The 11,739-nt window shown below is 65.9% G+C and carries 7 protein-coding genes and 1 other annotated feature; of the genes, 6 read left to right on the top strand and 1 reads right to left on the bottom strand.

Annotated features, from left to right (window positions below):
• The first annotated feature begins 6 nt into the window (after window positions 1–6).
• Both ACI3K3_RS12940 and ACI3K3_RS12935 read left to right on the top strand, forming a co-directional pair.
• Complete coding sequence (locus ACI3K3_RS12940; protein ID WP_404914271.1) at window positions 7–1,629, top strand: alpha-amylase family glycosyl hydrolase; 1,623 nt, start codon at window positions 7–9, stop codon at window positions 1,627–1,629.
• Window positions 1,626–3,707, top strand: a complete 2,082-nt coding sequence (locus ACI3K3_RS12935) for a glycoside hydrolase family 97 protein (RefSeq protein WP_404914269.1) — start codon at window positions 1,626–1,628, stop codon at window positions 3,705–3,707. Before ACI3K3_RS12940 ends, ACI3K3_RS12935 begins: the two co-directional genes overlap by 4 nt.
• A gap of 47 nt (window positions 3,708–3,754) precedes the next feature.
• On the opposite strand, the gene ACI3K3_RS12930 is transcribed toward ACI3K3_RS12935, so the two are convergent.
• On the bottom strand, window positions 3,755–5,251 hold the full coding sequence (locus ACI3K3_RS12930) for a SulP family inorganic anion transporter (RefSeq protein ID WP_404914267.1): 1,497 nt from the start codon (window positions 5,249–5,251) through the stop codon (window positions 3,755–3,757).
• A 65-nt stretch (window positions 5,252–5,316) separates the two neighbouring features.
• Window positions 5,317–5,373, bottom strand: a sequence feature (sul1 is cis-regulatory element that is thought to sense ions involved in sulfur or methionine metabolism; They are found in Alphaproteobacteria).
• A gap of 133 nt (window positions 5,374–5,506) precedes the next feature.
• Here ACI3K3_RS12930 and ACI3K3_RS12925 point away from each other — a divergent pair.
• From ACI3K3_RS12925 to ACI3K3_RS12910, 4 genes are all read left to right on the top strand, one after another.
• Entirely contained in the window at window positions 5,507–6,313 is an 807-nt protein-coding gene (locus tag ACI3K3_RS12925) for an AraC family transcriptional regulator (protein ID WP_404914265.1), read from the top strand.
• Between the two features lie 67 nt (window positions 6,314–6,380).
• On the top strand, window positions 6,381–7,346 hold the full coding sequence (locus ACI3K3_RS12920; RefSeq protein WP_404914263.1) for a DMT family transporter: 966 nt from the start codon (window positions 6,381–6,383) through the stop codon (window positions 7,344–7,346).
• A 460-nt stretch (window positions 7,347–7,806) separates the two neighbouring features.
• Window positions 7,807–9,321, top strand: a complete 1,515-nt coding sequence (gene proP / locus ACI3K3_RS12915; protein WP_404914261.1) for a glycine betaine/L-proline transporter ProP — start codon at window positions 7,807–7,809, stop codon at window positions 9,319–9,321.
• Window positions 9,322–9,460: 139 nt separating this feature from the next.
• Window positions 9,461–11,731: a glycoside hydrolase family 3 N-terminal domain-containing protein gene (locus tag ACI3K3_RS12910; protein ID WP_404914259.1), complete on the top strand. Its 2,271-nt coding sequence runs from the start codon at window positions 9,461–9,463 to the stop codon at window positions 11,729–11,731.
• Window positions 11,732–11,739: the final 8 nt, after the last annotated feature.

Raw genomic sequence — 11,739 nt, 5'->3', positions numbered from 1 at the left:
ACGATAATGACCCCTACACCCGAATGGTGGCGCGGCGCCGCCATCTACCAGATCTATCCGCGCAGCTTCGCGGACGCCAACGGCGATGGCATCGGCGACCTGAAAGGCATTGCCGAACGGCTGGGCCACGTCGCCTCGCTCGGCGTGGAAGCGGTGTGGATCTCGCCGTTCTACGCCTCTCCCATGGCCGATTTCGGCTACGACATCTCGGACTACTGCGCGGTCGATCCGATCTTCGGCACGCTGGAAGACTTCGATCTGGTGATCGCCCGCGCCCGCGAACTGGGCCTGAAGATCATCGTCGACCAGGTCTATGCCCATACCTCGGACAAGCACGCCTGGTTCGCCGAGAGCCGCGCCAGCCGCGACAACCCGCGCGCCGACTGGTACGTCTGGGCCGATCCCCGCGAAGACGGCACGCCGCCCAACAACTGGCAGTCGATCTTCGGCGGCCCCGCCTGGCGCTGGGATGCGCGGCGCGGCCAGTATTACATGCACAATTTCCTGGCCGAACAACCCCAACTTAACTGCCACAACCCCGAGGTGCAGGACGCGCTGCTGGCGGTCGCGAAGTTCTGGCTGGACCGGGGCGTATCGGGGTTCCGCATCGATGCGCTCAACCATTCGATGCACGACCCGCTGCTGCACGACAATCCGGCGGCACCGCAAGACGGCAAGCCGCGCACCCGCCCCTACGATTTCCAGATCCAGCGCTACAACCAGTCCCACCCGGATATCCTGCCTTTCATCGAGCGGTTGCAGGCGCTGATCGCCTCCTATCCGGATACTTATTCGCTGGCGGAAGTGGGCGGCCTGAACGCCGGTTCGGAGATGAAGGCGTTCACGCAAGGCCCCGCCCGCCTCGACAGCGCCTACGGCTTCGACTTCCTCTATGCCGAGAACCTGACCCCGTCCCACATCGCCGCCGCGCAGCACTTCTGGCCCGACGAACCGGGGATGGGCTGGCCGAGCTGGGCCTTCGAGAACCACGACGCCCCCCGCGCCATCTCGCGCTGGTGTGCCCCTGAACACCGCGACGCCTTCGCGCGGATGAAGGCCATGCTGCTGCTTTCCCTGCGCGGCAATCCGATCCTGTTCCAGGGTGAAGAGCTTGGGTTGGAGCAGGATGAGGTGCCGTTCGAACGGCTCCAGGATCCCGAGGCCATCGCCAACTGGCCGCTCACCCTCTCTCGCGACGGCGTGCGCACGCCGCTGCCGTGGAAGGCGCAGGACGAACACGGCGGCTTCACCGGCGGCCGACCGTGGCTGCCGCTTTCCGAGGCCAACCTTGCCCGCGCCATCGACCGGCAGGAAGCTGATCCCGCCTCGCTGCTGCATCTGACGCGTCGCCTCGTCCACTTGCGCCGCGACGATGCGGCCCTGCGCCGGGGCACTTGCGAGGTGCTGCTTGCCGACGAGACGCGGCTGGTCCTGCGCCGCAAGGCGGAGGGACGATCGGTCCTTGCCCTGTTCAACATCGGCGCAAGCGACGCCGCCTGGCCGGTCGTTGTCTCGACCACGGGCACCGTGCTCACCGCCGTCAACGATACCGCACCCGGCACATTGCCCGCATGGGGTGCCATCTGGCTTCGGGAAGAAGCCGAAGTTCCGAACGGAGAAGACGCATGAAGCCTTTACGCCTGCTGGGCCAAACCCCCTTTCTGAAAGCCGGCCTCCTGGCCGCCGCCCTGGCGCCGCTCGCCGCGAACGCCCAGGACGCGCGCAAGACGGCGACTGCGGCCTCGCCGGACGGGTCGATCGTGCTCACCGTCGATACCGACAACGACAGCCGCCCCACCTGGTCGCTCTCGCGCAAGGGCAAGCTGCTGATCGCCCCGAGCAAGCTGGGCTTCGTGCTGACCGACGGCGTCAACATGGTGCGCGGCTTCTCCATCACCGGCAGCGAAACCGGCACGCACGACGATACCTGGCAGCAGCCCTGGGGCGAGCGCACCGATGTGCGCAATCATTACAACGAGATCACCGTCCACTTCCGCCAGTCCGCGGTTCAGGGCAACCGCCTGATGGACGTGCACTTCCGCCTCTTCGATGACGGCATCGGCTTCCGCTACGAACTGCCCGAGCAGCCGGCGATGAAGACGATGAAGATCGCCGACGAGACCACCGAGTTCGACATCGTTCCCAAGGGCACTGCCTGGTGGATCCCCGGCGGCGAGTGGAACCGCTACGAGCAGGTCTACCAGCAGACGCCGATCGACGCCGTATCCACCGCGCACACGCCGATCACGATGAAGCTGGAGGACGGCACTCACCTCTCGTTCCACGAAGCGGCGCTGGTCGACTATGCCGGATACTGGTTCAAGCGCGCAGACGGGCAGAAATTCCGCACCACGCTCTCGCCTTCCTCGCAAGGCGCGCGGGTGGTCCGCGACCTGCCCTTCAACACGCCCTGGCGCACGATCCGCATCGCCGACAAGGCGGCGGGGCTGGTCGAGAACGACCTGGAACTCAACCTCAACGAACCCAACAAGCTGGGCGACGTCAGCTGGGTGAAGCCGATGCGCTACGTCGGCATCTGGTGGGGCATGATCCGCGGCGACTGGTCCTGGGCGACCGGCCCCAAGCACGGCGCCACCACCGCACGCGCCAAACAGTACATCGACTATGCCGCGCGCAACGGGTTCGGCGGCGTGCTGATCGAAGGCTGGAACAAGGGCTGGGACGGCGACTGGTTCGGCCACGGCGACTTCAACTTCACCGAAGCCACGCCGGACTTCGACATCCAGGCCGTCACCGACTATGCTCGCAAGAAGGGTGTCGTATTGATCGGCCACCACGAGACCGGCGGCAATATCGCCATCTACGAAAAGCAGATGGACGCGGGCTTCGCGCTCTACGAGAAGCTGGGCGTGACCTCGGTGAAGACCGGCTACGTTGCCGATGGCGGCGGCATCATCGCGGACACCTGGCATTACGGCGAGCAGCCGGGCGCCACGCATATGGAATGGCACGACGGCCAGCGGCAAGTGAACCATCACCTCGACGTGGTGAAGCTGGCCGCGAAGCACCATATCGCCATCAATGCCCACGAGCCGGTGAAGGATACCGGTCTGCGCCGTACTTATCCCAACTGGATCGCCCGCGAAGGCGCGCGCGGGATGGAATACAACGCCTGGGGCGCCTTCGCCAACGGTCCGGACCATGAGCCGACCCTAGTCTATACCCGCATGCTCTCGGGCCCGATGGACTTCACGCCGGGCGTCCTGAGCCTGGAAGGCGCGAAGCACGATCCGCTGGCGTCTACGCTCGCCAAGCAGCTCGGGCTCTATCTCGCGCTCTACTCACCGATCCAGATGGCGGCGGACTTCGTCGAGAACCTCGAAAAGCATCCGCGCGAGATGGAATTCATCCGCCATGTCCCCACCGACTGGGCCGAAAGCCACCTGATCGCGGGCGAAGTGGGCGACTTCGCGATCTTTGCACGCAAGGACCGCAAGAGCCCCGAATGGTTCGTGGGCGGCGTGAACGACGCCACCGCGCGCACCGTCACGCTCTCGTTCGACTTCCTCGAACCGGGCAAGACCTACAAGGCGACGATCTGGAAGGACGGCGAAGGCGCGACCTACCTCACCGATGCCCGCCACCGGATCGCCTACGACACGCGTGACGTGAAGAAGGGCGACAAGCTCGATCTCTGGCTGGCTCCCGGCGGCGGCGCGGCCATGCGGCTGGTGCCGGGCAAGTAAGCCACTGCGTTTCCGGGACGGCATGGCGCCGTCCCGGAAACGCTGCTTCAATGCGGCGTCGCGCCGCTCTCGAAGCCGGTCTTGTCATGCAGGGCGAAGCGATCGACCAGGTCGGCGCTCGCCTGATTGTAGCCAACGACCTCCACGCTCCGGCCTTCGCGCCGCAGCCGGGCCACCACCTTGTCGAGCGCGCCGACGCCCGAAATGTCCCAGAAATGCGCGGCCGATACGTCGATCAGGACGTGCGAGGCCTCGCTCTCCGACTGGAACGCGCGGGTGAAGCGCTGGACCGAGGCGAAGAAGATCTGCCCGGTAACGCGGTAGGTGGCACGGGTGCCATCGGCCGAAAGTTCGCGCTCCACCGCGAACATGCGCTGCACTTTGGCCGCGAAGAACACGCCGGACAGCAACACTCCCGCCAGCACGCCGAGCGAGAGATCGCGCGTGGCGACCACCACCGCCACCGTCACCAGCATCACCGCCGAGGACGTCGGCGGATGGCGGCGCAAGTTGGCGATGGACGCCCAGCTGAAGGTGCCGATCGAAACCATGATCATCACTGCGACCAGCGCCGGCATCGGGATGCGGCCCACCCAGGGCCCTAGCACCGCCAGCAGGAACAGCAGGAACGCGCCCGCCACGAAAGTCGACAGGCGCCCCCGTCCGCCCGAACTGACGTTGATCACCGACTGCCCGATCATGGCGCAGCCGCCCATCCCGCCGAACAGGGCGGCGACGATGTTGGCGCTCCCCTGCCCCGCGCATTCGCGGCGCTTGTCGCTGTCGGTATCGGTCATGTCGTCGACGATCTGCCCGGTCAGCATGGACTCCAGCAGGCCCACCGCCGCCATCGTCAGCGAATAGGGCAGGATGATGCGCAGGGTGTCCAGCGTCAGCGGCACTTGCGGAAGCGCGAAGCTCGGCAGGCCTTCGGGCAAACGGCCCATGTCGCCCACGGTGTGGACCGGCAGCCCCATCGCGATGCTCAAAGCCGACAGCAGCAGGATCGCCACGAGCGGAGAAGGCACGGCCCTTGTCACGCGCGGGAACAGGTAGATCACCGCAAGACCGCCCGCGACCATCGCATAAGTCTGCCATCCCACATGGGTGAGCTGGGGCAGCTGCGCCATGAAGATCAGGATGGCCAGCGCGTTGACGAAGCCGGTGATCACCGAGCGCGAGACGAACTGCATCACCAGATCGAGGCGCAGCAGGCCCGCCAGGATCTGGAACAGCCCCATCAGGATCGTCGCGGCAAAGAGATAGGGAACGCCGTGATCGCGAACTAGCGGCCCGACGAGGACGGCAACCGCTGCCGTCGCCGCCGAGATCATCGCCGGCCGGCCGCCGGTAAAGGAGACGACGATGGCGATCGCCACGGAAGCATAGAGCCCGACGCGGGGGTCGACTCCGGCGATGATCGAAAAACCGATGGCCTCCGGGATCAGGGCGAGGGCGACGACAATGCCGGCAAGCACGTCGCGCCGCGCGGTCACGGCGTCGCTGAACCACTGCCGCCGGTAGCGGAAGAGTGTGTCTGTCATGAAAGAAGTCCGCAATTGCACATGACGCCGGCAATTACCGGCGCTTGAAGGGTAAGGTCATGTGAGATTGTCCGGCGGATCGGCGGCCGGAATAGCCACCCGGATTTGCACCGGGCTCCTTGCGAATGGAGCGCCTTTACAGGATTCCGGCCCGAGTTTTCAAGCCCTACCGCGTGCCCCTATCCCCGGGCGACCGGACAGGCCAATCGCAAATCCCGCTGTCATCGGGGCGGCGATCGGTGGTAAAGGGCAGGGATGGCGCCACTCTCCCCCCTCTCCATCGACGTGCGCAGCTATGGGCGGGACAGCACGACCGACAGCCACGGCTTCGCCCAGATCGTCCTGCCGCTGGAAGGCGCGCTGGCGATGGAGATCGGCACGCGCGGCGGCGCCATCCGGCGCGGAGACATGGCTTTCGTCGATACCGGCATGCGCCACGATCAGGTCAACGGGCAGGTGAGCGAGCAGGCCAACCGGTCGTTCATTCTCGACCTCGACCGTCAGGCGCTGGCACCACGCCTGCGGGACGAACTGGCGCGCGGCCCCTACTGCGCGCTCTCGCCCGCCGCGAACAAGCTGGTGGATTTCATGGCACTGATGGCAACGCAGCACGGCGCGTCCCACGAAACCACGCAGGCCATGGTGGACCGCTGGGCGCCCCTGCTGTTCGACACACTGGCAGGCGAAACGCCCCGCGCGCGCCTGCGCCTGGCCGCGCTTCTGACCGCGGTGGAGGCGGAGCCGGGCGGACAGTGGACGGCCGCATCGATGGCGCGCCACGCCGGCGTCGGGGTAAGCCGCCTGCACGAACTGTTCCGTCACGAGCTGAATACTACGCCCCGCGCCTGGCTTTCCGACCTGCGGTTGCAGCGGGTGCGAGAGGCATTGTGCGCGGGTCACCTGCCGATCGCGGAACTGGCCTATCGCTTCGGCTATTCCGACCAGAGCGCCCTGACACGCGCCATGCGCAAGGCCACCGGCCTGGCCCCGGCGGCCTATCGGCGCCAGATGCAGGATGGGGCGCCGCATGGGGCGCTGGAGACTGGGTCAAAACCGGCGTAGACGCGGTCAAGACCGGCCCGGATCTTCGGTGTAGTCTGCCGTCTTTCCGGGATGGAGCTTGCCCGGCATGGAGCCTGATGTGTCGGATAAGCGGAATACGATCGTTGGCGTGGGTTTCGGGGCGGCGGCCGGTGCGGTCTGGGGCCTCGTTTTCCTCGCGCCCGAACTGGCCGGCGAATTCGGCCCGCTCCATCTGGCAGCCGGACGCTATCTTGCCTACGGCCTGATCGCCGCGGTTCTGCTGATGCCGCGCTGGCGGACGCTGGTGCGCCTGCTCGGTCACACCGAGTGGATCGCGCTGACCTGGCTCAGCCTGCTCGGCAACACCCTCTACTACATCCTCCTGTCCAGCGCCGTTCAATTGGCGGGCATTTCCGTGACCTCGCTCGTGATCGGCTTCATCCCGGTTGTCGTGACCATCGTCGGCAGTCGCGACGCGAGCGCGCCGTCGCTTGTCCGACTGGCACCTTCGCTGCTGCTGGGCTGCGGCGCGTTGGCCTGCATCGGCTGGCAGACCTTGGGACAGATGCGGGTAACGGAAAGCGCAGACGCCGGGCTCATGCCGTTGATCGGCCTGCTCTGCGCGGTCGGCGCCCTTGCCTCCTGGGCGACCTTCGCGGTGATCAACAGCCGCTGGCTCGTCCGACTCGGCGACGTTTCGGCCCATGACTGGAGCCTGTTGCTCGGCATCGTCACCGGCCTTCAGGCCGTGCTGCTGATACCCTTCGCGCTGCTGCTCGAACCTGCCGGCCATGATGCCGCCGCGTGGTATCGTTTTCTGGCTGTCTCGGGCGGCGTCGCCCTGCTTGCCTCCGTTGTCGGCAATGCCTTCTGGAACACCATGAGCAGGCTGCTGCCCCTGACCATGGTCGGCCAGATGATCCTGTTCGAAACGGCCTTCGCGCTGCTTTACGGCTTCCTCTGGGAGTCGCGCCTGCCCACCGTGCCCGAACTGCTGGCGATCGCCTTCATGAGCGCGAGCGTCCTCACCTGCCTCACCGCCCATGCACCGAGGCGCGCCGCCGCAGCCTGATCCAGAGGCCCGGCGGCAGTTCCGAAATCGCCGTTACCGCCTTGAACCAAAGAAGATCGATCGCTTCGACTGTGCAGTCGGCTGCTCATCCGTGAAAACTACCGATCTGCTGAAACAGTCGTTTTTGGTCGTGTATCGGAGCACGGCCGTACAGTCCTTCCAACTACCTCGAAGAGATCGAACGGGTGCCGGTTCCGATCGCGGAATCAACCGCGAAAAGGGTTTAGCTCAACACCAAGCGAACTCCGTTCATTTGTTCACACAAACTCGACTCATCGCCGCTGAACAACGCTTCGGCCATTAAAGTCCCTTCTGCGACGAAATGTGGCTAAGGGCCGCCCTCCCCCCGCTTGATGCCCAATGTGGCATCGCATCCCTTCAGGGCCGTTGGACGGCCGCCTCCCGCTCGGCGATAGTGGTGCCTTCCTGCGCGCCTGCCCGGGCGCGCACGGAGATAGACATGCAAAACCCCGTTGCGCAACATGCGCAATTCGGCTGGTTCAAATCCCGCCGGGAACTGGCCATCGACGATATCACGGTAGTAGACCGTTCGCTGCTGAACCGCGCGGTGGGCGCGGCCGCCCTCGGCAATGCGATGGAATGGTTCGACTTCGGCGTATACGGTTATATCGCCGTCACTTTGGGGCGTGTGTTCTTCCCTTCGGGCGATCCGACGCTGCAACTAATCGCCACCCTGGCCACATTTGCAGTGGCGTTCCTGGTGCGGCCGCTCGGCGGGCTGGTGTTCGGCCCCCTGGGAGACCGCTACGGCCGCCACAAGATCCTGGCCCTGACCATGGTGATGATGGCCGTCGGCACCTTCTGCATCGGCCTGATCCCGTCTTACGAGCGGATCGGCATTGCCGCGCCGATCCTGCTGCTGGTCGCCCGCCTTGTCCAGGGCTTCTCGACCGGCGGCGAATACGGCGGCGCCGCCACGTTCATCGCCGAGTATTCGACCGACCAGAAGCGCGGCCTGATGGGCAGCTGGCTCGAATTCGGCACGCTGGGCGGCTATATCGCCGGAGCCGGCACCGTCACGGCGCTCCAGATGGCGCTGACCGACGCGGAGATGCTCGCCTGGGGCTGGCGCATTCCATTCCTGGTCGCCGGCCCGCTGGGCCTGCTCGGCCTCTACATGCGCCTGAAGCTGGAAGAAACCCCGGCGTTCCAGGCCTATACCGAGCAAGTGGACGAGCGCGAAACCGACCGTCCCGGCCTGTCCGACCTGTTCCGGCTGCACTGGCCCCAGTTGCTGAAGTGCATGGGACTGGTGCTGGTGTTCAACGTTACCGACTACATGCTGCTCACCTACATGCCCAACTACCTGACGGTAACCATGGGCTATGCCGAAACCAAGGGCCTGCTGCTGATCATCCTGGTGATGGTGGTGATGATGCCCCTGAACGTGATCGGCGGCATGTTCAGCGATCGCCTTGGCCGTCGCCCGATGATCATCGGCGCCTGCGTCGCGCTCATGGTCCTGGCCATCCCCAGCATGCTGCTGATCGGTTCGGGCAACGACTGGCTGATCTTCCTCGGACTGATGACGCTGGGCGTGGCGCTGGTCTGCTTCACGAGTTCGATGCCCTCCACCCTGCCCGCGCTGTTCTACACGCCGGTTCGCTACAGCGCGCTGTCGATCTCGTTCAACCTCTCCGTCTCGCTGTTCGGCGGCACGACGCCGCTGGTGACAGCCTGGCTGGTCAGCCGCACCGGCGACCCGCTGGTTCCCGCCTATTACCTGATGGGCGCCGCCGCGATCGGCGTGGTCACCATGCTCACCGTGCGCGAGACGGCAGGCATGCCGCTGCGCGGCTCGCCGCCCGCCGTCGAGACCAAGGGCGAAGCGCTGGCGCTGTTGAAAGGCGACGAGCCGGTGACGGTGGACGACGCGATACCGACGCTTGGCGCCGCCGAGCCGGCCCCTGCGCTCGCCCCGTCTCCCGCGATGGCCCGCGCAGCGCTCACCTGAACATCGAAGACGAGACCAATGCGGCCGGTTGTCCCAAGCGACAACCGGCCGGTCGCTTTTCCGCCGCAGTGCAACAAAAACGGGCCTAGCGACGTTTCGGGGGCATCGTTTGCATCAATCGGAACGTCTTCTCGCCTCCATGACCATTCAGCGCCGCGCCGTTCTCTCTGGCATCCTCGGAGGTGCCGCCGCGTTCGGCCTGCCCCGCATCGCTTTCGCCACCGATCAGGTCCGACAGGTGGACGATCTCATCGCCCGCATGACGATCGAGGAAAAGGCCGGGCAGATGACCTGCCTTGCCGACGCCTTCCGTCCCTTCAATCCGCCCAATCCCCAGGCCGGCATTCAGGACGAAAAGCGCCTTTCCGAGGAAATCCGCAAGGGGCGGGTGGGTTGTCTGTTCAACGGCATCGGCGTGGCCGGCGCGCGACGCGCCCAGGAACTGGCCGTCAAGCAGAGCCGCCTCGGCATTCCGCTGCTGTTCGCGGGCGACGTGATCCACGGCCTCAAGACCATCTTCCCGGTTCCGCTCGCGGAAGCCTCCACTTTCGATCCTGCCCTGGCGGAACGCACCGGACGGGCGATGGCGGTGGAAGCAACGGCGGCCGGCCTGCACCTCACTTTCGCGCCGATGGCCGATGTCGCCCGCGACCAGCGCTGGGGGCGCGTCGTCGAAGGTTCGGGCGAAGACGTCACCCTGACGGCGCTGCTCACCGCCGCGAAAGTGCGCGGTTTTCAGGGCAGGGACTTGCGACGCGCCGATTCCCTGCTCGCCTGCCCCAAGCATTTCGCCGCCTATGGCGCCGTCGCGGGTGGACTCGAATACGGCAGCGTCGATATCAGCGACGAGACCCTCCGCGAAACGCACCTGCCGCCTTTCTCGGCCGCCTTCGCCGCCGGTGCACTCACCACCATGGCGGCCTTCAGCGAGATCAACGGCGTGCCCGCAACCGCCGACCGCGCCCTGCTGACGGACATCCTGCGCGGCGAGATGCAGTTCCGCGGCTTCGTCTTCTCCGACTATACCGCCGACGAGGAACTCATCGCCCATGGCTATGCCGAGGACGAACGCGATGCCGCACGCCTCGCAGTGCTGGCAGGGGTGGACATGTCCATGCAGAGCGGACTCTACGTCCGCTACCTGCCCGAACTGGTAAAATCGGGAGCGGTCCCGATAGGTACGGTGGATGTGGCCGTGCGCCGCATCCTCTACGTGAAGATGGCCATGGGCCTGTTCGACAATCCCTGGCGGTCGCTCGACGAGGACGTCGAACGCACGCATATCGCCACGCCCGCGCACCGTGAACTGGCGCGCGAGGCAGCGGCGCGCTCGATCGTCCTGCTCAAGAACAGCGGCGTCCTGCCGCTCGATCCCGAGCACGGACAGAAGATCGCGCTGATCGGTCCATTCGGTGAGGACAGAGACAACGTCTATGGCCCCTGGGCCTTCTACGGCGATCCCGGCAAGGGCGTGGACATCGCCAGCGGCCTGCGCGCGGCCCTTCCCGAAACGGCAAAGCTCACGATCGTTCCCGGCAGCGGCATCGACACGCCGATCGACGGCGGCATCGCCAGGGCCGTGGAGGCGGCGAAGGCGGCGGATGTCGTGCTCCTTGCGATCGGCGAGCCCCAGACGATGTCGGGCGAGGCACAATCGCGCACGACGATCGAGATACCCGCCGCGCAGCAGGCCCTCGCCGATGCGGTTACGGCCACGGGCAAGCCTGTCGTGGTACTGCTGCGCCACGGCCGCGCCTTGGCGTTGCACGACGGCGTTGCCAATGCCCAGGCCATCCTGGCCACCTGGTTCCTCGGTTCGGAAGCGGGTCACGCCGTAGCCGATGTTCTGTTCGGCAAGGTCAACCCCTCGGGCAAGCTACCCGTCAGCTTTCCCTGGGAATCGGGCCAGGAACCCTTTTTCTACGATCGGAAGTCGACAGGTCGACCCGTCGTGGACGCACGCACCGAGTATCGCGCCCGTTACACGACCACCGACAACAGCGCCCGGTTCCCCTTCGGACATGGCCTGAGCTACAGCGAATTCACCCTGGACAGCCTCAAGCTTTCCGACAAGGTCATGCGCTGGGACGATACGCTGCAAATCTCGGCCAAGGTCACCAACAAGGGCAGTCGTCGCGGCAGCGAAGTGGTGCAACTCTACATGCGCGATCGCGTTGCCAGTCGTACCCGGCCGATCCGCGAGTTGAAAAGCATCGAACGCATCACACTGAATCCGGGCGAAAGTAAGGTCGTCCGTTTCGCGATTGCGCGCAAGGATCTGGAGTTCGTCGGGTCCGGTAATCGCCGGATTGCCGAGCCGGGCCTTTTCGACCTCTGGATAGGGCAGTCTTCCTCAGGCGGCCTGCATTCCCAGATCGAACTCTTCGCACCGGCCACAGCGCGCTCCTGAGAAATATA

This window comes from Novosphingobium sp. ZW T3_23 (assembly GCF_044987305.1).
Classification (GTDB): domain Bacteria; phylum Pseudomonadota; class Alphaproteobacteria; order Sphingomonadales; family Sphingomonadaceae; genus Novosphingobium.
This window is presented reverse-complemented; position numbering and strand designations above follow the sequence as displayed.